Here is a 20240-nt window from a genome sequence, read left to right on the forward strand (position 1 = left end):
GGGTACTGCTCGGCGGCGAACCTCGAACACGTCAAAGACCTTGAAGCCGATGGCGCCACGGAGTTCTTCATCTCCACCCGGCGGATGAAACACGGACGCCCGGTCCCCGAATCACCCAGGGGCAGGATCCCGGCGAACGCGACACCGGCCGAGCGGATGGCCCGGAAACTGAAAACGAAGAAAGGCCGGACGGTCTACGCCCGGCGCAAAGCCATCGTGGAACCGGTCTTCGGACAGATCAACACCCGGCAAGGCAAACATGTCCTGCTTCGCGGGCTCGAGAAGGCAGCCGGGGAATGGAAGCTGATAGCCGGCTGCCACAACCTGCTCAAACTCTTCAGTTACCGCGCCGCCACCGCCTGAACCCGACCGGGGACGGCGCCCCGGGATCGAACCGCGCCCCGCATGAGCCTTCCAGCCCATTCCTTCCGCGAGAATGCCAAAAGGCCGGCCCCTTTCCAAGACAAGGAAACCGGCCTCGGGCCGTTACGGCTCAAACCTGAGGAACCCTCAAACAATTACCGACCCACGCACCTAGAGGTCTATGTTTTCGGAGGTGTAGTTCCTGGGGTACGGGAGGTGCCGGCCTTCTTGATGTACTCTTCGACGGCTTTTTCAGGAATGCGGTAGGAGTTGCCGAAGCGCATAGAGGTCAGGGTGCGGGCCTGGGCCAGTCGATATACGGTCATCTTGGACACACGCAGAATCGAGGCCACCTCGGCGATGGTCAGATACTGGGTTGGGACGTTTGCAGTGGACATGTCATTCTGACTCTCGCGGGTTCGGATCTGGTTTGGGCTCGTTGCTAGTCTGGGCGCCTTAGTTGCCGATAGTCGTAGAAGACGATGTGGTCTGCGGTCTGCAGCCCTACGAATGTGCGGTTTTTGGAGGCCACGACTCCTTCATTGCGGCCGTTGAAGGGATCGTCGCCGATGACTACGTCGCCGATTTTGTAGGGGACAGGCGCCGTGCATGCGCGGGCCAGGGTTTGGTGGACGAACGTGGACAACCGCCGGACTCGCCCGCTGGATGCCGGTGCGCTGGCCTGAATTTCCCCCATTGGAATTCTCCTTCTGATATGGGTGCCGGCCCGGTGGCAGGGGGAGGTGGGATCCCTGCGCATGCTAACACCATATAAGCTAGAGTAATTGCAAGTCACAGGCGTAACAATAGGTAACACGCGCCTCATGGGTCACTATTCGGTAAAGGCTAGAGCGGTTGCTTGGCTTCTGGGCAGCTTGTTACGAGTATGGCGACCGGTGTGTGGCGGCAAGGACGGCGAGGTCGTGAATGAGCTACTGCGCCTCCCGTTCACGCCCCTTGGAAGGTTCTGCCCGAGGTGTGGTGCGTTTGTTCCTCCTCTTTTGTCCTTCTGACATGAAAATTGCGGTGACGTTGTCCCTCTGACTGGATGATCTGAGGGGTCAACATCGTGAGGCTGGGTTATCCGGTCTGTTCCAGGGGCTCGAAGGTGACTTGGTAGCCCAGGGATTCGAGCTGTCTGATGGCGCGGGTCTTGGTTTTGGCTGGTGCCTGCCGGGTGAAGTAGTCGGCTCCAGGGTCTTTGTAGAGTTCGCCGGTAGTGAGCATGTGCCAGGCGGCCGTGAGCATGGCGGGTTCGATCGCGACGAGTGCTTTGGACGGCCCGCGCCGGGCGGTGAGGCGGGAGTATTTCGCGGTGAAGTAGGTGTTTTTCGACCGTGCTGCCGAGAGCGCGGCGATATCGAGCGCTCCTTTGAGGTAGCGGTTGCCGGGGCGTTTTTTGGTGGATTTAACCCGTGCGGCGGATTCGTTGGATCCCGGATCCCGGGGACGTGCCGGCCCAGGACGCCAGGTGTCCGGCGGTGGGGAACACGGTCATGTCGGCGCCGGTTTCGGCGATGAAGATCTCCGCGATGGTGGTGCTGAATCCCGGGATGCTGATCAGGAGTTCCGGGGCGAGACGAAAGGGCTCCATCGCCGCCTCGATCCTGGCGCTCAGGTCCTTGATATCGGCGGTGTGGGCGTCGACCCGGTGCAGGTAGAGTTCCGCCATGTAGCGGTGATGGCTGCTGAACCGGCCAGTGAGCGCCTCGGTGAGCTCAGGGATCTTTGACCGCATCCTGGCCCGGGTCAGGTCCCGCAGTTCACGGATCGGGGGCGGGGGCACGAACGAGGCTCGGACCAGCCCGTGGGCGCCCAGATCCGCGAGCCAGGCAGCGTCGGAGACATCGGTTTTACGGCCCGGGACGTTTCTGGCATCACGGGCGTTGACCAGGATGACGTTCAATCCCTCGCCCTCGAGCAGGCAGTAGAAGGGACGCCAGTAATCACTGGTCGCTTCCATCACCACCAGACTCACCCGCTCCGTCAGCGGGTGTTCCTTCAGGTCCAAGGTCTGTCCGGTCATCGCACCCCACGTGGTGACCGTCGACGCGGTTGCCCTGGCCCCCGCCCCTGCACACGGATACAGACCTTCGCGTCCTTCTTCGCAATATCAATACCCGCGCACCGCGGGTGGATCACTTCCATCTCGGATCACACTTCCCAGTCGTCCTGCAGGAATCAAGGTGCATGCGTTCCGGGGAAGGCGGATAAAACAACAAATCTGACATTCGTGCTCAAGGCAACAATCCACGGTCCCGCGGACAACAAAGCTGTGCCCTCCACCACCAAACTAACCCACAGGCTCACCGGCACCATAGACGAATCGGGGTCGACCGAAACACACACATCAAGTGTGTCCCCAGACCGACTGTCCGCACCAGAGATCCCGGGAACAGACGTGACGCGGACAAATTTTCCGTCCTCAGGGCGGAGCGAAGCGCCCCTCAGAAACTAACCCGGAATGAGCCCAGAAATGATGGCCGCGACCAAAATTGCTCTTCGTCCCCGACGAGGGGCTCTCTGGCGCTGGGATTCCCGCTCTGACCCGCCCGGGCCTATGGCGCTCCCGCCGCGGCTGGCGGTGGTTCCCTGGCAACGCCGCCAGCTTCTGATGTTTCGGGCCTGCCGGCAGATGGTTCGCCCTCGGCGTCGGCGCGGATGGTCTGCGGGGAGGAAACTCGGTCCAACATCGTCCGGATCCTGTCCCTGCCTCATCCGCCCCGGACCACCGACGCCTGGGTGGACAGCCTCTACACCTGCACGTATGCGCTCCCGGCCGGGTCGCTCGTGCTCTCGGTGAAGGAGACACCGGACCCTGCCGGCGCACGCGACCACTGTGACGCACTGCAGCGCAGAACCGCCTCAGCCCAGCCGATCGAGGGCATGGCGAATCTGGGTTTCCCCGCTTTCCAGACACCGGCCGGGGCCGTGGTTTTCGTCAAGGACAACTTCGTCCTCACCGTCGACGCGACGGCCCTGCCGGCGAGCCTTGGCCCGCATGGCGTTACCCCCAGCGCTTTCGCCTATGAGGTGGCCACCACCATCCTGGCCTGCTGGTCCGAATAGCCGCTCCATACCGTGAAGGAACCGGCCCTGTTGGCCGCCGATATGAATAACCTGACAACTCATCCGGCGTCTATCCTCCGCCTTCCCGGGCGTCGGCGTTTCGTGAAAGGTGTTTCCGAAACCTCCCCATCCGTGACGTAGACCACAACGAACCGTTAGTGTCAGCCCTATGGATGTGCCCATCAGGGGAACGTTCATTGTCATCGGAGGAAACCCGTCATGAAGAAATCCGCTTTCCTGATCGCCCCGGCCCTGGCCCTAGGCGCCCTTACACTTGCCGCTGGGGCCGCTTCGGCGCACGACGCGGACACCACCACGTACCAGGCGAACCTTGCCGCGATCAACGGCAGCAACGCCTCGGGTACGTTCATGATTGCCCTCCACGGTGATCAGGCCACTGTCACCGAAAAAGTCTCCGGGCTTGCTGCCACTTTCAGCGGCAATCCCTACCCGCACGTCCAGCACATCCACATCGGCGCGAAAGGCACCTGCCCGGACATGTCCGCGGACACCAACAATGACGGCGTGATCAGCACCACCGAAGGTGCCCCGTCCTACGGCGGGATCGGCACCACGCTGTCCACGAGCGGCGACACCAGCCCTGCTGCCGGCACCGACCTGAAGGTCGCCGGGATGGGTGCCTCCTACACGTACAACCGGACTTTCACGCTGGACGCGAAAACCGCTGACTCGCTCAAGGCCGGTACCGCCGTTGTCGTGGTGCACGGTCTGGACCCGGCAACCTTGTCAGAGGCAGCGCAGAAGGCTCCGAGCGATTTGGTTCCCTCGCTGCCGCTGGCCGCTACCTCGCCTGCTCTCTGTGGCCCGGTAAAGGCCATGCCTGCCGGAGCGCCGGGCACCGGCATCACCACCCCGGCTCCTGCCGGACCTGACCTGGGTCTCCTGGCCGCCGGCGGCGGCCTCCTCCTGGCAGCCGGCGGAGCCTACGCGGCCCGCCGCAAGATGGCCGCATAGGGTCTGAGAAGACGCGGGAACCTGGTGGAATCTGAGAACAGCAGCCGCCGCGGACGCCTCATCGCGTCCGCGGCGGCCGCCCTGCTCCTCGCCGGCGGGATCACCACCATCGGCCTCGGACTCCACGCCGAACCCCCCACACCAGGGACAAACGACACAACGTCCGCCGCCGCCCCGGCCACCCCCGCGGCTGACCCGGCAAAGGTTCGGGCCCCGGCCCCGGCACCTGTCAATTCCACACCGCCGTCCCAGGTTCTTCTTCCCGCACCGGGCGCGGCGCTGACCGCCTCCCTACCGGTCAGCGTTGAGGTGCCCTCCATCGGCGTCAGCTCAACCCTGCTGCAACTGGGCAAGCAGGCCAACGGCGAAGTCGAGATCCCGCCCGGTGAACCCGGCTCCCCAGCGGGCTGGTATAAAGACTCGCCCACCCCGGGCCAGAGCGGCTCCGCCATCATCCTCGGCCACGTCAACGCCATCAACACCCCTGTAGGGCTCTTCTACCGTCTCCACGAACTCACCCCGGGCCAGAGCATCACCGTCACCCGCGCCGACCACACCGCCGCGGTCTTCACCGTCGATAAAGTCGATGTCTACCACAAAGCGACCTTCCCGACCGTGGAGGTATACCAGAACGCGGACCGGCCCGAGGTCCGCCTGATCACCTGCGGCGGCTACGACCCGGCCACCAGGGAATACCTGGACAACACCGTCGTCTACGCCCACATGACCTCCAGCCACCCCGCCTAACAAACCCCAGAGCTGGCCCCCAAAACGCCAAGGCAGGACGGGCAGCCGGGATCTCCAGCACTCCCCCGCCAGCTCCCATAACCCGTCAGCTCTGTGAAAAGGGAACACCATGAAGACGACCCGCACCCCGCAACCCCTCGTTCTTGCCCTGATCTGTGCAGCGACCCTTCTGGGTGCCAGCGCCTGCGGGACCACCGGTACCGGGACAGCCACACCATCAGCCACAGCAACACAGCCGGCCGCCACAACGGCCAGCCCCACCACAACCATGGACCCCAGCACGGGAGCCTCCCCGACTGGGTCCTCAATGGGATCCACGGGCACCGCAGCCGAAACGACCATCCACATCAAATCCTTCGCCTACACCGGCCCCGACAGCGTCCCGGGCGGCGCGACGGTGACCGTGATGAACATGGACACCGTGGCACACACCCTCACCGCCGACGACGGCTCCTTTGACGCCGTCGTCAAACCCGGCACCAGCGCCACATTCACCGCCCCGGCCAAACCAGGCACCTACACATACCACTGCACCTACCACTCCAACATGCACGGGACCCTGAACGTCAAATGACCACGGCCGAAAGCTCCAGTCAGGACCCCATGGAACCATCAGAGCCGACCAGGCACCATGGCCACTCAGCCGCGGCCGTGGTGCTACGGGTCCTGGCAGCAGCCGCCCTGGCCGTGGACGCCGTCGTCCACGCCCGGCTCGCCCCGGGCTACCAGTCCGCAGCCCCCGACGGTCTCGGAGAAGGCAACCTCTTCCTCGCCGAAGCCGCGGCCGCCGCACTGGTGGGGCTCTACGTCCTGATCCGCGGCAGCCGCCCCGCCTGGGTCCTGGCCCTGCTCACCGGCGGAGGCGGCCTGGCCGTCCTGCTCCTCTACCGCTACATCGACATCCCCGCCATCGGGCCCTTCCCCGCCATGTACGAACCCGTCTGGTTCTACGACAAAACCCTCACCGCCCTAGCCCAAGCCGCCGCGGTCCTCCTCGCCGCCGCCGCCCTGACAATCCACCGGCGAACGCGGATCGCTCCAATTCACACCACATCTGCCCGCACCGCCCGGGACGACCCGTGACGCCGGAAGCCCACCGGCTTACGGCCGCTGGCCCCGGGCCCAGCGTCGTGGTCCCCAGCGTTTGATCCGGCTGAAGCTGGCCCCTACGGACCGCTGTCAGTCATGAAAAACGGGGAGAATACACCTCGTATTCTCCCCGTCTAGTGAAGACGGTTCGGCAAACGTGGACGAATCAGCCTAGGAAGCCAACCATCGGTGTCTGACGGACACGCCCGAGAACGCTGCAGGCACCAGTTACCGAGGGCACCGGGCGCCACCGGAAGATTGATGCGCTGAATTCCCATGCGTGTCAGGGAAAAATCACTGCCCGGCAACGGAGTTGTCCGGTGTGCAGTTTTAGGTACGGTTTCGGGGCCTCGTCGAGGGAGAAGACTTCGGTTTCCACTCGGACAGGGCCAGAGCGAGCGAGCTCCAGGACCTCGAACAGCTCCGAACGGTAGCCCCAGTAGGGCGCGCGAATGGAGGACTCCCAAGGTTTGTCAAGCATGCCCACCAGGAGGCTGCCCGAGCCAACACCGACGAGCACTTGGTCTCCGCCCACTCGGATCATGCATTTCCCAGCTCCAGGGTCGGTTGTACTCCCACGAAGTCGAACACAGCGTGTACGCCGAGACCCTTGGTTAGTTCCTGGACCTTGTCCACCGCGCGCTGGCGTCAGAGATGAACGCGTGGTGAGCGCCCACGTCTTTTGCCAAGGTCAATTTTTCCTGGAGATGTCCAACGCCACGACGAGGGATGGGGTTACGGCGCGCAGTATTTGGATGGCCACGTGGCCCAGGCCGCCAGCTCCGATGACGACGGCGAGGGAGCCCGGCACGAGCTTATCGATGGACGCCTTGATTGCGTGGTAGGGCGTACGACCGGCGTCGGTTGAGGAGACGATTTGCACCGGGTCGAGGCCGTTCAGGGAAACTAGGTGTCGAGGGTTGTCAATGATCATGTACTCGGCCATGGACCCGGGGAAGCCCAGCCCCGGAGGAGTGATGCCGAGCTTGCAGCGTTTTCGCAGTAGTTCTCGTGCCCTTGGGAGCAGGGGTAGCACTGCCCGCAGCCCCAAGGGCCGTAGACGACGACGGAGTCACCGACTTGAAAACCGAGCGCACCTTCGCCAAGGTTGTCAACAACCCCGCACCTTCGTGACCCAACGTCATTGGCAGGGGGTAACTGGCCCGGTAGGCAGCGTCCGGCAAACCCATGATGAATTCGTCCGAATGGCAGACACCGGCCGCCGTGACCCTAAGCCGAATTTGTCCTGGCCCGGGCTCAGGTATCGACTTCGACGACTCCTAGAGGTGCGCCGATAACATTGTATTGGAGGGCCTTCATCGGCAACTCCTGAATCGATTCCCGCCATGCTGGCGCGGCCCATTTAAGGACCGATGCGGGCAATGGTTCCTTCCGCCCCCGCCCCTTGCGATGTGTTGGCGGTGCCACGGGCAGAAAGGGCACCCCCGCCGGGTTGTGGAAGGAAGTGCCCCTGCCCTAGCCGTTGGTGACCTGCGGCACGCCGAGTGCTCGATGGGTTCCGCCCTGATCGCTGGGACGTTATCGGCTCCCTGATTTGTGTTGCGGGGGTGGCGGTGATCATGTTCGCTCCCCGTGGGCCCGTTTCCTAGGATTCCGCCTGGGGGCCGACTGCATCGGCGGGCACAGTGTGTCGGCCAGTCGTTGGATCAGGGTGAGGCCGGCGGGTCTGCCGGGCCAGTGTTGTTCCAATGGTCCGTTGCCGGTTTTCCGGATGACGGAGCGCAGGACGAGGGCGGTGATGATGGCGTCATCGGCGTACCCGATGACGGGCAGGAAATCCGGCACCAGGTCGATGGGCGAGGCGAGGTAGATCAGCAGCAGCACGAGCCGGACGCGGATCCCGCGCGGCAGCGTCCGGTCGGCGGTGAGCCGGCGCAGCAGGGTGAGTAGGTCAGGCAGCAGCCGCAGGGCCTCTTTCATGCCCACGGTCTCCGGGTTTCTGCGGGCGTAGAGGGCCAGAAGGACCAGCAGCACGGCGTCGATCAACACGATACCGCCGGCGACGGCGATCAGTGCGTCCCACCAGTTCACGCCGCGGCCGCTTCGCTGGTGTGGGTGAGGTGGTGGTGTGCTTCCCGTGCGGAGTAGTAGATGATCACGGCCCCGGCGGGCGTGTCGGCCCACCACCACCCGAATAGGGCATTTAGGGCCACGCCGGCCAGCCAGGGCCAGCATGACAAGGAACGTCAGGGCCGTCCAGATGATCCCCAACAGTGATACTGCGGGCTGCCCGCCGGTGGCAGAAATGAGGATGAGCTGGATGATCAGGTACGCGACCAGGACGGCGAAGCCGGCCCCGATCAGACGCATCGCCCGGGCCTCCTGGCCCGCATGGACTACCTTGAGCTGCCACACCAGAACACGGGAGGCGAAGATCTCAATCAGTGAGTCCAGGCCGAAGCCGGCCAGGGCAGGGAGCCCGCCTGGACCGCAGCGGCGGCCAGGACCGCGAGGCCGATGACGTTCCAGCCGAGGGTCGCGTATTCGAGGCGCAGCACGCGGCGCTGCAGCATGCCGGTGCCGGTGTTGGTGGCCGTGGGTCGGTGCTGGTCATGGCGGGTATCCGTTTCGTCAGTGGGGGGAACTGTTCCTGGTCGCGGTGAGTGGCCGGTTCGAGCTGGAAGGTGGAGTGTTCGACGGAAACGTCAGTGCTCCGCCACGCATTTTTGCACGTCCGCGAGGATCGGGGCCGCGTGCCCGTCCGTGAGGCACGTCTTCGAGGGTAACGTGCCCGGTGATCATGGGAGTGCCGGAGCCGATGAGGCTGACATGAAGGTCATGGAAATCAATCATGTGCGGCAGAGCCAGGTTGTAATCCCGGACGGACGTCAGGTCGGTGCGGGACCCTAACGGGCGGCACCCAGCCTAGGACCCAGGAATGGTCCTATGTCTGTGGGCATGGGAGTGTCGGATATGCCAGGGGCAGCACCTCGGAGCAGAACGTGGATCTGAATCATGCGGCGTTGAATGCCGCGGGCTGCCACCGGGTCTTCACCGACCCGCCGAACGCCGTCGGCGGTTCTAGTCCCATTGGCTGACGTCGAGTTCCAGTCGGGTGTCGGTGCCGAGCAGGGTCCGGCCTACGTCGGTGACCGGGATGCTGACATGCCAGTGGCTGTCGCTGGTGTTTTCGGGTCCCCAGTCGAGCCGGTTTGTCAGTTCTGCCTGATCGGCGATCCGTCCGGATAGGGTGCTGTTCCATTGCCAGGTAACGGTTCCCCCGGCACCCTCAGCGTCGAGCACGACATCCACGACCAGGGTGTCTTCCCAGTCGCCGATCTGCTCGAGGTGGTCGTCGAAACCCAGGATGCCGCCGGATTCTTTGAGGGAGAGGACCTTCAGGTCCAGTGCGTACCGGCAGACGGGCTGTTCCCGGGGTTGCAGGAAGATCGTTACCAGCGGCACCGGAGACAACGGTGTGGCGAGTTCTTTCGCTTCGGCGTTGAGATCTACGGGACAGTAGTGATCTGCTGTCTGTTCATGGATTAACACCGGGACCCCGCGCAAGGCCAGACGGACTTCCGCCTGCCAGATGCGGTCTGCCTGGTTTCCGAAGTCCAGCCCGTGCAGACCGATGTCCACACGTAGGGCGCCGAGAAGAAACCGGCTGAGGTTCTGGTAAGCCTCTTCGGAGTTGACCAGCCCGTAACGGCCGGAATGGGAGCGGTGAACGTAGGCGCGCGCGGACCCGTAGACGTAAGCGTTGCGGATGGCGACAAGACCATCGCTTTGGACGCCCATCAGCGCTGAGGACAATCCCCGCGCCACGGCGTAATCTCCTGCGTTGGTGCCCACAATGCTCAGCACACGGGCGGGCTTGAACGGACCGGTCATGCGCCGCGGGTCCCATCGACCCGTCCGGGGATCAGTCTCACCGGCAGGGTCATGACCGGGCGGCAGCATGTATTCCTGCATGTGATCGGGGGTGAAGACAGCAGAACCCATGGGCCCGAACGTGTTCATGATCCAGCCGCCGACCGGACCTCCCAGCTGCGGATCGATACCCCCATGAGGAGTGCCGATGGTGCACAACTTCGATACGGTTCCGACGGGATCTTCCAGTTCGCGCTGCAAGGCAGTTCTGCAGATCAGGCCACCCATCGAATGCGCAACCAGGTAGACCAGGGGCTCGCCCTGTGTTTTCGAGCGCACCAAGGCAATGAAATCTGCCAAGCCTGTCGCGGCCTGCCCGATATCGTACGGTTGTGGGTCGGCGCAGAAGGTCCCGGAATCGGCATCATAGAACCTGTATATCCAGATTGAATCCGGGGCGAGTTCACCCGGAGCGGCGTCGAGCAGGACTTGCTGCTGGCTGCCGGCCGTGGCCAGATTGTAGTTGTGTTCCTTCATTAGCCGCAGGAGCGGTCCCTCAAACTGATAGAACCGGGGCTGGCCTGCGGCGCCGACCCGGATGTGGGTCGATCCTTCATTGAAGCCGTAAAACGGATCGTCGACGGCGTCATTGATAGCATTCTGACCACCGGCGAACCCCCGGACATAGACAATTGGAAGTCGCTCACTCATTAGTAGCTCCCGTCCCGCATCATCGCTCATTTTGGCATTGCCGACTGACCCGCACAAGGGACCGCGTTGACTCAGAGAAGATGCGCGTAGGTATTGAAGAACCATCAGAGGAGTTTCGTCGCGTAGGCCACTGGCGGGGCATTCTGCAGCGGCCGGAACTGGAGGCCCTTAATTTTTTCTTTGCGTCCGGGGCGTGAGAGTTGGGTGCCGGGTAAGGTTCTGCTGCTCGGGACCACTCGGACGTGAACACTTTCTAAAAAGGCGGCCACCGTCAGGGCGCAAGGGGCAGCTTTCGGCATAGTGTCGTTTGTGACCGATCAAGCGCCCGGGTGACCCGGACGAGGAAACGGGGATGTCATGGCGAACAGCAGGGTCAGCCGCGTTGTGGTGATGGTCCAGGAAAACCACACCACCGACAATTACTTCCGGGGTCTGGCGCCGTACGGTGCCAACGTCGCGCCGGACTGGCCTATTCAGGTCAACCCGCCAGCGTCGGATCAGCCCCACGACCGGCACGCCTACTACCGCTGGCTCACCGGGCTGCACAAGGCCACCGGCACCCAGTTCGACACCATGAACATACTGCCGTTCTACGCCTACCTGGCCTTGACCGGGGCGTTCCTGGAGAACCATTGCAGTGGCTTCGGCACCAACTCTACCCCGAACCATCTGCTGATCGTCGGCGGCCAGTCACCGACGCTGCGCAACCCGTCCCGAACCCTGCCGCCGCCGTTGTGGGACATGCCCTCGGTCCCGGGCCTGGCAGCCGACGCGGGAATCGGCTGGGCCTGCTACACCGGCAACAGCAACTACCCAGTCGGGTTCTACCAGCAGCTCAACGGCACCAAGAATTTGATTCCCAATTCGCACTTCGTCGCGGATGCCGCCGCCGGGAAACTGCCGCCGCTGACCTACCTGTGGCACAACTCGCCCGAAGACGAACACCCAACCGCCGACGTTACGATCGGGATGAACAAGATCTGGGAATCCGTGGACGCTGTCGTCAGGTCCGGCGGCTGGGACGAGACGGTGTTCCTGCTCACCTGGGACGACTGGGGCGGGTGGGACGACCACGTGGCCACTCCTAATGTCGAACACACCCCGGACGGGGTGCAACTCGCCTACGGTCCGCGGGTCCCGCTGATCATGTTCGGCGGCCCGGTCAAGCGGGGCATCGACAGCCGCTGGTCCAACCACGCCGGCATCCCGAAGACCGTGATGCAGCTGCTCGGGCTGCCCAGGCTGGGTGTGGATCGCGTCGACAACGACCCCGGGTTGGCCGACCTGATTGATCCGGCCCTGCACAACCCTGCACCGCCTGCCTACGGGTCGAAAGTCACCCTCCCTGCTCAGCCGCAGCAGGCTCCCAAACCTAAGCCGTTGCCGGCACCTCCCGCACCGGCATCAACTCCGGTGGCACCGGTGGTGATGCGCGGCGGGGGCACGCTTCCGCCGCCGAACGACGTTCCCCTGGCAACAAAGAAGCCCTGAACGATGACCGTCCTACGAATGGAGCACTGTCATGTCTGACCAGAACACCACCCCGAACTCCGCCGAGCGGAGTGTCCCGCTCGCGGGCTCGGAACGCCCTGCGGCGGCGAGAATCCAGGCCACGCACGGGCCCGTCAATCCTTCCCGCAGGATTGAGGTGACCGTGATCCTGCGCCGGCAGGAACCGCTGACGGAGATGCCCGCCGGACCGATGTCCAGCGACGAGCTCGGAGCACGGCACGGAGCCTCCAACGGGGACGTGCATCTTGCCACCGAGACGTTTACCCGGCTCGGAGCGGAAATCCTCGAAGCGGACCCGGCCTCCCGCCGGTTGCGGCTGGCCGGAACCGTCGAAGAGCTGAGCCGGATCTTCGGCACCAGCCTGGAAGAAGTGACCAGCAGCGGTCCCCACGGCCACGACATCACCCACCGGCACCGGACCGGAGGCCTGCAGATCCCGGCAGAGCTGGAAGGAATCGTCACGGCCGTCCTGGGGCTGGATGACCGCCCCCAGGCCCGCGCGCAATTCCAGGCGATCCCGCTCGCCGCAACGGGTACCAGCTACACCCCGCCGGAACTGGCCAGGATCTACAACTTCCCGGCCGGCGCAGACGGCAGCGGCCAGGTCGTTGCCATCATCGAGCTGGGTGGCGGCTTCGGCCAGGCAGACCTGGACGCGTACTTCGGAGGTCTGGGGATCCCCGGACCGAAGGTGACGGCGGTAAGCGTGGACGGCGCCGTCAACCAGCCCGGACAGGACCCGACCGGGGCGGATGGGGAAGTGCTGCTCGACGTCGAAGTGGTCGGCGCCCTGGCACCGAAGGCGGACATCCTGGTCTACTTCGCCCCGAACACCGACGCAGGCTTCCTCGACGCGATTATCAACGCCTCCCACGCGACCCCGGCACCTGCCTCCATCAGCATCAGCTGGGGCCAGAACGAGGACGCCTGGACCGCTCAGGCACGGACTGCGTTCGACCAGGCCCTGGCCGACGCCACGGCACTGGGCGTGACCGTCACGGCAGCGGCCGGCGACAACGGCAGCGCTGACGGGGCCACGGACGGCAAAGACCACGCGGATTTTCCGGCCTCCAGCCCGCACGTACTGGCGTGCGGCGGCACCCGTCTCGATGCCGACCCGGCCACCGGAATAATCAGGTCCGAAACCGTCTGGAACGATGGACCGCACTCAGCCACAGGTGGCGGCTACAGCGACACGTTCCCCGCCCCGGCCTGGCAGAGCGGCCTGCCCGCCCACGCCAGACACCACAAACCTGCTCCGAAGCCCACACCAGGGGGTCATGGCCGCGGCGTTCCGGACGTCAGCGCCGTCGCCGACCCCCAGACCGGTTACAAAGTCAGAGTTGACGGCAAGGACATGGTCATCGGCGGCACGAGCGCCGTCGCACCCCTCTGGGCAGCACTGATCGCCCTGTTCGCCCAGACGACCGGGCGGCGCTTCGGCCAAATCCAGCCCCTGCTATACACCCGGAGCGCCGGGTTCCGCGACGTCACCACCGGAAACAACGGCACCTACCAGGCCTCGGCCGGTTGGGATCCCTGCACCGGGCTCGGCAGCCCCGACGGGACGGCACTGCTCGCGGCGATCAAATCGGGCCTATAGTCGCGGCCGGCGGCAGCAAGCAGGCAGTCCGGGTCAGGACGCGCCGGAAATGACCCGGCTTCACCTGGACCAGAATGGGCAACGCCAGCTGGACGGGGGCGGCGCAGACTGGTTCCTCGAGCAGCTCGTTGATCGACGTCTGCCCTTCCAGTTCCCGGACGCGTCCCTTTCCATGCTTGAACGAACCCTGGACACGACCGAGCGGCGGCGGGATCCCTGGACACGCGGCGCGGCAGGAAAGCGGGGGAGGTAGTTCCTGGCTGTCGGATCCGGGTACCACGAAATCGCAGCCTACCTGACTAGCTTCGGGCCCCGTCACCGCCGTTGGCGTCGAGGGCACCGGATCCTACGGTGCCGAGCTGACTCGGGTTCTGGCCGGCCACGGTTTCACCGTCCGGGAAGTGAACCGGGCCAACCGGGCCGAGCGCCAATTGCATGGCAAATCAGATCCGTTGGATGCGTACCAGGCTGCCGAATCCGTGCTGGCCGACCGGGGCACCTCCACGCCCAACAGCCGTGACGGGTTGGTTTAGGCTCTGCGCGTCATCCGCACCGCCCGCACCAGCGCTGTCAAGGCCCGCACCGCCTTGCTGACCAGATAAAGCGGGGCCCTGACCTCAGCCCCGGAGCAGCTCAGAGCCAAGTAGCGCGGCATGGCCAGTGAAGCACGGGTGAAGGCCGTGGCCATCAGCCGGCCCGCCGGGGACCCTGCGGATCCGGCGGTGGCGACCCTTTTAAGGTGAAAGCGGCCGGGCGCCCGGCACCGGTTCCTGAGTGAGGAGATCGCCGAGATTGATGCCGAGCTGTCAGTCATCGTTTCCACCCACGCCCCAGAGCTCTTGGATGTCAACGGGGTCGGCGCCGTCGTGGCATCCCAGCTGCTGGTGACGTTCGGGGACAACCCCGAACGGATGGCCAGCGAGGCCTCCTTTGCTGCCTTGGCCGGGGTCGCCCCCATTCCCGCGTCCTCCGGCAGAACCAGCCGCCACCGACTCTCCCGCGGCGGGGACAGGGAAGCTAACTCCTCGCTCTACCGCGTCGTTTTGGTGCGCATGTCCAAGGACAAACGATCCCGCGATTACGTGGCCGAACGCACCGAAGAAGGCAAAACAAAAAGGAAATCATCCTCTGCCGTAAACGCTACGTCTCCCGGGAAATCTATTGGGTCATGAGCAACCCACGGCCGGCACCACTGATTCTGCGGATCCTTCCAGCCAGGAGGAATGGAATCGCACGTCAGGACCGATGAGGTGGCCACCACAAAATCTTATGCGAAGGACTGGTGACTTCCCGCCGGCGCTGGCGCGCACGAATGCCTGCAGCGGACAATTAGACCACCTTGCAGTGACTGAGGCAGGCCCTCAGGCCACGTAGCCGAGCTTCAGTATTTCAGCGGATGACCCGGTAGCTCACGTGCGTGACGTAGCGGGTGCCACGCACTTCGGTCGGCTCCAGCGCGAGGTTGGCGACGCCGTCGAGCGGCCTTTCGCCCGCTCCCAGCAGGACGGGCGCGGTGTGGAGCCGCAGCTCGTCGATCAGCCCCGCCGAAAGGTACTGCTGGACCGTCTGCGCTCCGCCGGCGATGGCCACGTCCTTGCCGCCGGCGGCCTCCCGGGCCTGGGCCAGCGCGGATTCGATGCCATCGGTCACGAAGTTGAACGTGGTGCCGCCCTGCATCTCCAGCGGCCTGCGTGCCTGATGGGTGAGCACGAAGACGGGTGCGTGATAGGGCGGCTCCCCACCCCACCATCCCCGCCAGTCCTCGGCCCACGCCCCGGGACCGGCGAACATGTTCCGCCCCATGATGTAGGCGCCGGACGTCAGGATGCCTTCCAGCTCGGCTGCGTTGTTTTCGGCGTCTTCGAACATCCACCGGTGCAGGCGCCCGCCGTTCTCGCCCAAGGGGTCCGTCATGGTTTGGTTCGGACCGGCGACGAATCCGTCGAGGGAGATGGTGAGATCACAGGTGACTCTGCTCATGCGCCCATCCTGTCACGCCTCGTACGGTTTCGGGATTGGCTGGCCGTACTTGCCGGCGAGTAGGCGTTCGACGCGGGGTTTGACCTCGGTGGCGAGCAGGGTCAGGGATTCCAGGAAGTGTTCCTGGGGCAGGCCGCCGCTGTCCATCTGGAGGAAGTGGCGCATGTGTCCCATGTGGCCGTGCAGGTCCGCGATGCGTCCGGCGATTTCCTCGGGGTCACCGACGTAGTAGGCGCCGGGGAACTCGGTCTGTGCCAGGAACTGGCGCTTATCGGGTGCGCGCCAGCCGCGGAGCTCGCCCCATTTCGATGTTGAGGTTGTCCCAGCAGGGGTAGAACCGCTCCACCGCTTCCTTTTTGGAGGGGGGACCAGGCCGAGGGCCGCCACGGAGACCTTGATTGTCCTCGACGGTGTGTCCGGCTTTCGCGGCGGAGGCCCGGTAGAGCTCTGCCAGCGGTGCGAACCTGGCGGGTGCCCCGCCGATGATGCCGTAGGAAATGGGCAGGCCGAGCTCCGGGCGCGAACCGAGGACGCTGCGCTCCCGCCGGTTGCCATCCAGAGGGGCAGCCGTTGACCGGCCGGAGCACGACGGCGGGATCGTGGAGTGCGGGCCTGACGGTCCCGGACCAGGTCACGTTTTTGGTCTCGCTGTTGTTGAGGAAAATGCCGCCGAAGTGGCGCGCCTGCTCCGGGCACCGCCGTCGGATCCCGGCATGCCGTCTGAAGCAGAGCCCACCGAGGGAGCGGACCGGCCGATGAGCCCGGGCGGCGGCCTGAACGGCCGCTTCGTCTACCGGCTTGTCACCACTGCGACGAGTCCCTGAGAACGAATCAGTCCCCAAGAATCAGCAGCGCCAGCGGCGGCTCTGGCCGTGTCATACGATTCGCGGCACCCGCGCCTCACATATTGTCGTGTGGTGGGCAGGGAACAGAGCAGCGAACTGGAGGGGCAGACCTCCATCAACGAGCTGCTCGACGAGCCCATCGGCGACTCCCACATCCAACTGGCTCTGCCGTTCCATGTCCAGCTGCGGCCCGGAGAATTCCGCCGCGTGTCCTGACGCTGAGCCGCTTGTGCACCTACCTAGTTAGTGACACTATCTAGTTGTGGATGATGTCGAGCTTGACCAGGAGCTGACCCGGGCTGCGCTTCAGCAGGCAGTGCTCGGGGTGCTCAGCCAAGGCGAAAACCATGGCTACGCCATCGCCGAGGTCCTGCGGCATCACGGTTTCGTCCGCATTAAGGGCGGAACGCTGTATCCCCTCCTCAAGCGGCTGGAAGACCAGGGCTTCCTTCAGCACGCGTGGCAGCATGACCAGGCAGGTCCGGGCCGGAAACTGTTCACACTCACCGGGCAGGGGCGCGACGAACTGGAGCGTTCGGCAGCGGCCTGGCACCGGATGAGCCAGGCACTCACCGACATCCGAACGAACCGACAGGAACAACCATGAGCTACGAGCGAAACCTGACCTTCAAGCTCAGGGTGCGTGGGTTGTCCGAAGCTGAGATCGCCGAAGTCCTGAACGAGGTGCGGGCGCACGAGGCCACCGCCGGGACTAATGTCGAAACTGAATTTGGCGCCGCCGAGGAGTACGCGAAGCAGTTTCCCAGGACGAAGAGGCGGACGCGGGGCAGGACCATCACCATGGTGGGACTGGTGTTGGCGATCGCCTATGTCCTCCTTGTAGTGGTGCTGATGCTGTTCTTCAGGATCGACCTCCGCGAAGTGGTGGGCCCGCTGACGCTCCTGCCGGCGGTGGCCGTGATCCTGGCCGGTGTTCTGGCCGGGTTTCTGACCGACTACTTCCAGCCCGCAAAGCGCTCCCGCGCCGCCCAATAGCTTGAACTGCTGCTGACCTGCTGGACGGAGAGGCGGTGGTGGTTGGTCCGGGTGAGATCGTTTGCGGTGGCGGCGAGTTTCCGTAGTTCCTGATCGTGGGCCTTGAAAGCGTCGCGAAGCACGCCGAACTCAGCGATGGTGATCACCGCGAAAGAAACCAGATACACCGGCCCCAGCCCGCGGCTTCCCCGGTGCGCACGCAAGCCAGCGGCCGCCGTCGTAAATTACGACGGCGGCGCACGGCTTCCCGTCGCGGGTCGCCTCAGGCGTGGCGTGCTTCGGGGGTGGCGAGCCTGCGGCCTTTGATCAGCAGCCAGAAGTTGCAGCTGGTTTCGCCGACGATGGCGAACAGGCCGTACATCGGGGTGAATGCATCCACGAAGGCGACACCGAAAGCGTCGATGATGTACCCGGCGCCGGAGGTGGCCAGGAGGACTCCGAAGACCGTGGGGACGAAGGTGGAGCGGAGCTCCAGGTACCCGATCAGGATGAGGCAGAGGCCGAACAGTCCAAGGCTGATCAGCCAGAGGGTGCGGAACGATTCGATGGCGTGCAGGGCCTGGTCCGGATCGTCCAGCAGGGTGTAGGCGTACACCAGATGGCCGGTGGCTACTGCGAAGAGCCCGGCGAAGGTGATTCGCGGCCAGGCCGCGGCCGCCGAGATCCGCCGGTTGACGTTCTTGAAGAGGGCGTACCAGGCGCCTGCAACCACCACGTCGAGCAGAATGACCAGGAAGATGCAGGCGACGCCGGCGAGATAGACCGCCCCCGACTGCGAGATGTCCTGGGCTGTCCTTGGCGGCCTCTCCGGGGGTGATGAGTGGCACGACGCCGCCGAAGTAGCCGGCTGTCATCAGGACCACCATGACCAGCAGGCCCAGCCCGGACACGTAGTTGCGCCGCCGCACCTGGATGAAGTCCAGGACCAGGCAGGCCACCATGGCGGACCCGAAGACCAGGGGAAGTACCAGAAGCAGGGGACCGTCCAGGGGGTTGTTCGAGGATAGGCGGTTCGAGCTAGGGAGAGGAAAAGCTTTCTCCGGCGACCTCGGCCGCCCGGACCTGCTGGATGAGGCAGCCGGCGGAGTGGACACGCGGTTCGGGGGCGCAAAGCAGCTCTTCGCCAGCTTGCGGGACAAGTTTCTTACCCTGCCGGACTACGTCCAGGTCCACCCCGCCCACGGCGCCGGCAGTGCCTGCGGCAAGGCACTGGGCGCGATCCCTTCCTCCACCGTGGGCTACGAACGCCTCTACGCCTGGTGGGGCCCGTACCTTGCCACGAACGACGAGCAGGGATTCATTGATGAACTCCTCGACGGCCAGCCGGATGCGCACGCGTACTTCGGCCGCATGAAGCGCGAAAATCGCAAAGGTCCGGCCGTGATGGGCGAACGTGCCCCGCTGCCGGAGTTGGACACCGCGGACGTCGCCGGGACCTGGCCCAGGACGCCGTCACCTTCATCGACACGCGTTCCAACAGCGAAGTCCACCAGGGCACGGTGGTCCGGTCACTGAACCTCCCGGCCGGCAGGTCCGTCGCCAGTTACTGCGCTTGGGTGGTCAACCCGGAGACGGACAAGAACCCGCTGGTGCTCCTGGCCCCGGACCAGGAAGCTGCGCAGGACACGTGGGACCACCTGGTCCGTGTGGGCATCGACAACGTCGCAGGCTACGTCACCGGCATCGACGGTCTGCCACCTTCACCCCCAAGCTGATCCAGCCCGAGGAACTCGACGGTTTCGACGCCGCCATGGTCCTGGATGTCCGCAACAGGACCGAGCACGGCGCCGGGCAGGACCTCCTCCTGCCCGGGCACCTTCATGTCCCCACCACGGGCTAACCGGCTCTGGCGCGACGGCGGGTTCGCCGTCGGCGCCTTGCTCTCGAGGCTTCTCGCCGGCCTGTACGGGATCCCGGCGGCCATCACCGCCGTCGCCGTCCTCACCGCCGTTTCCGGAGCAGTCGTTGCGGTGCGGATGAGGGGCGGCGACGATCTCCAAAGGGATGGTGCCTCAGACTCCGCTCCATACGGAAGCTGAGCCGGAATGGCCGGTCACCACTGATTCGTAGAGCAGGAAAATTCCTGCGAGCATACCCATGAACAACGTGATTGGTACAAGCCACCGGCCGCCCAAGCTACCGCCGAGGTTCGCACTGACCGAGCCGATGATCGACAGGGCGATCACCACGGCCACGAAAGTGAGCGGAATCCGCACCTCGGCGGGCGGAAGGAGTACCGCCAACATTCACAGATCAAGATCGGCTCAAGACTCAATCAAGGTTGTCCGAGGTTCGTCGCGGTTTCGGATTTCCCGGCTCTGCGGGTAATAGGCTCGGCATTTACGTGAAGTTTCAAGGAAAGGGTTGGGCTAAACGCCGGGCCCTTGTATTGGGGAAGAATGTCGAACTATCAGACCCTTTTCGGGTCAGCACCATCTGCCCCTGCGCCCGGGCCAAAACTGCCCCGCAGGCCACGCGCTTCCACATTCGTCGTCGGAGGCCTTACAACACTCTTC

At 64.8% G+C, this 20240-nt stretch carries 29 protein-coding genes and 5 pseudogenes; 18 read left to right on the forward strand and 16 right to left on the reverse strand.

The features are described 5' to 3' along the window. The coding region (locus ABIB45_RS11335; protein WP_354215962.1) for a transposase at window positions 1–363 on the forward strand (363 nt) is incomplete at its 5' end. 179 nt (window positions 364–542) lie between these two features. On the opposite strand, the gene ABIB45_RS11340 is transcribed toward ABIB45_RS11335, so the two are convergent. The 3 genes and pseudogenes from ABIB45_RS11340 to ABIB45_RS11350 all read right to left on the reverse strand — a co-directional run bounded on the left by ABIB45_RS11340 (window position 543) and on the right by ABIB45_RS11350 (window position 2511). Further along, window positions 543–761 carry a helix-turn-helix domain-containing protein gene (locus ABIB45_RS11340; protein WP_354215963.1) on the reverse strand — a complete coding sequence of 73 codons (219 nt, stop codon included), beginning with the start codon at window positions 759–761 and terminating at the stop codon, window positions 543–545. A 44-nt stretch (window positions 762–805) separates the two neighbouring features. Next, window positions 806–1060 carry a hypothetical protein gene (locus ABIB45_RS11345; RefSeq protein WP_354215964.1) on the reverse strand — a complete coding sequence of 85 codons (255 nt, stop codon included), beginning with the start codon at window positions 1058–1060 and terminating at the stop codon, window positions 806–808. 383 nt (window positions 1061–1443) lie between these two features. Then, window positions 1444–2511, reverse strand: a pseudogene (locus ABIB45_RS11350) (IS110 family transposase). A gap of 513 nt (window positions 2512–3024) precedes the next feature. On the opposite strand from ABIB45_RS11350, the gene ABIB45_RS11355 reads away from it, so the two are divergent. The 5 genes from ABIB45_RS11355 to ABIB45_RS11375 all read left to right on the forward strand — a co-directional run bounded on the left by ABIB45_RS11355 (window position 3025) and on the right by ABIB45_RS11375 (window position 6237). Beyond that, window positions 3025–3432 carry a hypothetical protein gene (locus ABIB45_RS11355; RefSeq protein WP_354215965.1) on the forward strand — a complete coding sequence of 136 codons (408 nt, stop codon included), beginning with the start codon at window positions 3025–3027 and terminating at the stop codon, window positions 3430–3432. Window positions 3433–3651: 219 nt separating this feature from the next. Further along, a complete protein-coding gene (locus ABIB45_RS11360) occupies window positions 3652–4407 on the forward strand; it encodes a hypothetical protein (protein ID WP_354215966.1) in 756 nt (251 codons plus the stop codon). Between the two features lie 24 nt (window positions 4408–4431). Then, window positions 4432–5154, forward strand: coding sequence for a class F sortase (locus ABIB45_RS11365; protein ID WP_354215967.1), 723 nt, complete (start codon window positions 4432–4434; stop codon window positions 5152–5154). Between the two features lie 109 nt (window positions 5155–5263). Then, a complete protein-coding gene (locus tag ABIB45_RS11370; protein ID WP_354215968.1) occupies window positions 5264–5728 on the forward strand; it encodes a cupredoxin domain-containing protein in 465 nt (154 codons plus the stop codon). 29 nt (window positions 5729–5757) lie between these two features. After that, complete coding sequence (locus tag ABIB45_RS11375; protein ID WP_354215969.1) at window positions 5758–6237, forward strand: hypothetical protein; 480 nt, start codon at window positions 5758–5760, stop codon at window positions 6235–6237. Between the two features lie 289 nt (window positions 6238–6526). Here the strand turns inward: ABIB45_RS11375 and ABIB45_RS11380 are convergent, their stop codons facing one another. The 3 genes and pseudogenes from ABIB45_RS11380 to ABIB45_RS11390 all read right to left on the reverse strand — a co-directional run bounded on the left by ABIB45_RS11380 (window position 6527) and on the right by ABIB45_RS11390 (window position 7508). Next, window positions 6527–6778 carry an MDR/zinc-dependent alcohol dehydrogenase-like family protein gene (locus ABIB45_RS11380; RefSeq protein ID WP_354215970.1) on the reverse strand — a complete coding sequence of 84 codons (252 nt, stop codon included), beginning with the start codon at window positions 6776–6778 and terminating at the stop codon, window positions 6527–6529. A gap of 156 nt (window positions 6779–6934) precedes the next feature. Continuing rightward, window positions 6935–7177, reverse strand: coding sequence for an MDR/zinc-dependent alcohol dehydrogenase-like family protein (locus ABIB45_RS11385; protein WP_354215971.1), 243 nt, complete (start codon window positions 7175–7177; stop codon window positions 6935–6937). Continuing rightward, window positions 7174–7508, reverse strand: a pseudogene (locus ABIB45_RS11390) (alcohol dehydrogenase catalytic domain-containing protein). Before ABIB45_RS11390 ends, ABIB45_RS11385 begins: the two are co-directional and overlap by 4 nt. A 240-nt stretch (window positions 7509–7748) precedes the next feature. Here ABIB45_RS11390 and ABIB45_RS11395 point away from each other — a divergent pair. After that, window positions 7749–7853 (forward strand): annotated as a pseudogene (locus ABIB45_RS11395) (YnfA family protein); the annotation flags it as partial. On the opposite strand, the gene ABIB45_RS11400 reads toward ABIB45_RS11395, so the two are convergent. The 3 genes from ABIB45_RS11400 to ABIB45_RS11410 form a co-directional block, all read right to left on the reverse strand. Then, a complete protein-coding gene (locus ABIB45_RS11400) occupies window positions 7822–8574 on the reverse strand; it encodes a YkvA family protein (RefSeq protein ID WP_354215972.1) in 753 nt (250 codons plus the stop codon). The pseudogene ABIB45_RS11395 and the gene ABIB45_RS11400 sit on opposite strands and share 32 nt — an antisense overlap. Before the next feature lie 71 nt (window positions 8575–8645). Then, a complete protein-coding gene (locus ABIB45_RS11405; protein WP_354215973.1) occupies window positions 8646–8777 on the reverse strand; it encodes a hypothetical protein in 132 nt (43 codons plus the stop codon). 508 nt (window positions 8778–9285) lie between these two features. Further along, on the reverse strand, window positions 9286–10788 hold the full coding sequence (locus tag ABIB45_RS11410) for an esterase/lipase family protein (protein WP_354215974.1): 1503 nt from the start codon (window positions 10786–10788) through the stop codon (window positions 9286–9288). A 357-nt stretch (window positions 10789–11145) separates the two neighbouring features. Between ABIB45_RS11410 and ABIB45_RS11415 the strand changes: the two genes are divergently transcribed. Together ABIB45_RS11415 and ABIB45_RS11420 are read left to right on the forward strand one after the other, a co-directional pair. Beyond that, complete coding sequence (locus ABIB45_RS11415; RefSeq protein WP_354215975.1) at window positions 11146–12279, forward strand: alkaline phosphatase family protein; 1134 nt, start codon at window positions 11146–11148, stop codon at window positions 12277–12279. Between the two features lie 31 nt (window positions 12280–12310). Further along, the gene (locus ABIB45_RS11420; RefSeq protein ID WP_354215976.1) at window positions 12311–13903 is read left to right on the forward strand and encodes a S53 family peptidase; all 1593 of its coding nucleotides are present in this window, start codon (window positions 12311–12313) and stop codon (window positions 13901–13903) included. A 299-nt stretch (window positions 13904–14202) separates the two neighbouring features. Here the strand turns inward: ABIB45_RS11420 and ABIB45_RS11425 are convergent, their stop codons facing one another. Next, entirely contained in the window at window positions 14203–14340 is a 138-nt protein-coding gene (locus ABIB45_RS11425; RefSeq protein ID WP_354215977.1) for a hypothetical protein, read from the reverse strand. Here ABIB45_RS11425 and ABIB45_RS11430 point away from each other — a divergent pair. After that, window positions 14275–14436: a hypothetical protein gene (locus ABIB45_RS11430; protein WP_354216103.1), complete on the forward strand. Its 162-nt coding sequence runs from the start codon at window positions 14275–14277 to the stop codon at window positions 14434–14436. The two genes, ABIB45_RS11425 and ABIB45_RS11430, sit on opposite strands and share 66 nt — an antisense overlap. Before the next feature lie 333 nt (window positions 14437–14769). Further along, window positions 14770–15075, forward strand: coding sequence for a transposase (locus ABIB45_RS11435; protein WP_502909116.1), 306 nt, complete (start codon window positions 14770–14772; stop codon window positions 15073–15075). A gap of 217 nt (window positions 15076–15292) precedes the next feature. Here the strand turns inward: ABIB45_RS11435 and ABIB45_RS11440 are convergent, their stop codons facing one another. Continuing rightward, on the reverse strand, window positions 15293–15883 hold the full coding sequence (locus ABIB45_RS11440) for a dihydrofolate reductase family protein (protein WP_354215979.1): 591 nt from the start codon (window positions 15881–15883) through the stop codon (window positions 15293–15295). A gap of 12 nt (window positions 15884–15895) precedes the next feature. Beyond that, a complete protein-coding gene (locus ABIB45_RS11445) occupies window positions 15896–16270 on the reverse strand; it encodes a hypothetical protein (protein ID WP_354215980.1) in 375 nt (124 codons plus the stop codon). A gap of 110 nt (window positions 16271–16380) precedes the next feature. Here ABIB45_RS11445 and ABIB45_RS11450 point away from each other — a divergent pair, with 110 nt between their 5' ends. Both ABIB45_RS11450 and ABIB45_RS11455 read left to right on the forward strand, forming a co-directional pair. Then, window positions 16381–16707: a hypothetical protein gene (locus ABIB45_RS11450; RefSeq protein ID WP_354215981.1), complete on the forward strand. Its 327-nt coding sequence runs from the start codon at window positions 16381–16383 to the stop codon at window positions 16705–16707. Window positions 16708–16755: 48 nt separating this feature from the next. Further along, complete coding sequence (locus ABIB45_RS11455) at window positions 16756–16944, forward strand: hypothetical protein (RefSeq protein WP_354215982.1); 189 nt, start codon at window positions 16756–16758, stop codon at window positions 16942–16944. A gap of 40 nt (window positions 16945–16984) precedes the next feature. Here the strand turns inward: ABIB45_RS11455 and ABIB45_RS11460 are convergent, their stop codons facing one another. Further along, window positions 16985–17185 carry a hypothetical protein gene (locus ABIB45_RS11460; RefSeq protein WP_354216108.1) on the reverse strand — a complete coding sequence of 67 codons (201 nt, stop codon included), beginning with the start codon at window positions 17183–17185 and terminating at the stop codon, window positions 16985–16987. On the opposite strand from ABIB45_RS11460, the gene ABIB45_RS11465 reads away from it, so the two are divergent. Both ABIB45_RS11465 and ABIB45_RS11470 read left to right on the forward strand, forming a co-directional pair. Next, window positions 17099–17335 carry a PadR family transcriptional regulator gene (locus tag ABIB45_RS11465; protein WP_354216104.1) on the forward strand — a complete coding sequence of 79 codons (237 nt, stop codon included), beginning with the start codon at window positions 17099–17101 and terminating at the stop codon, window positions 17333–17335. The genes ABIB45_RS11460 and ABIB45_RS11465 overlap by 87 nt on opposite strands. After that, window positions 17332–17724 carry a hypothetical protein gene (locus ABIB45_RS11470; RefSeq protein ID WP_354215983.1) on the forward strand — a complete coding sequence of 131 codons (393 nt, stop codon included), beginning with the start codon at window positions 17332–17334 and terminating at the stop codon, window positions 17722–17724. Before ABIB45_RS11465 ends, ABIB45_RS11470 begins: the two co-directional genes overlap by 4 nt. Here the strand turns inward: ABIB45_RS11470 and ABIB45_RS11475 are convergent. Further along, window positions 17685–17891 carry a hypothetical protein gene (locus ABIB45_RS11475; RefSeq protein WP_354215984.1) on the reverse strand — a complete coding sequence of 69 codons (207 nt, stop codon included), beginning with the start codon at window positions 17889–17891 and terminating at the stop codon, window positions 17685–17687. The genes ABIB45_RS11470 and ABIB45_RS11475 overlap by 40 nt on opposite strands. Window positions 17892–17986: 95 nt before the next feature. Next, window positions 17987–18505, reverse strand: a complete 519-nt coding sequence (locus ABIB45_RS11480; protein WP_354216105.1) for a DUF4386 domain-containing protein — start codon at window positions 18503–18505, stop codon at window positions 17987–17989. On the opposite strand from ABIB45_RS11480, the gene ABIB45_RS11485 reads away from it, so the two are divergent. The 3 genes and pseudogenes from ABIB45_RS11485 to ABIB45_RS11495 form a co-directional block, all read left to right on the forward strand. Then, window positions 18504–18731 (forward strand): hypothetical protein, encoded by a 228-nt coding sequence (locus tag ABIB45_RS11485; protein ID WP_354215985.1) that lies wholly within the window; start codon window positions 18504–18506, stop codon window positions 18729–18731. The genes ABIB45_RS11480 and ABIB45_RS11485 overlap by 2 nt on opposite strands. A gap of 25 nt (window positions 18732–18756) precedes the next feature. Continuing rightward, window positions 18757–19537: pseudogene (locus ABIB45_RS11490) on the forward strand (rhodanese-like domain-containing protein); the annotation flags it as partial. A gap of 28 nt (window positions 19538–19565) precedes the next feature. Continuing rightward, window positions 19566–19763, forward strand: a pseudogene (locus ABIB45_RS11495) (hypothetical protein); the annotation flags it as partial. Here the strand turns inward: ABIB45_RS11495 and ABIB45_RS22615 are convergent. Next, window positions 19737–19970, reverse strand: a complete 234-nt coding sequence (locus ABIB45_RS22615) for a hypothetical protein (RefSeq protein WP_502909117.1) — start codon at window positions 19968–19970, stop codon at window positions 19737–19739. The pseudogene ABIB45_RS11495 and the gene ABIB45_RS22615 overlap by 27 nt on opposite strands. Window positions 19971–20240: the final 270 nt, after the last annotated feature.

Origin of the sequence: Arthrobacter sp. UYCo732, from assembly GCF_040547265.1 — a bacterium.
GTDB lineage: Bacteria > Actinomycetota > Actinomycetes > Actinomycetales > Micrococcaceae > Arthrobacter.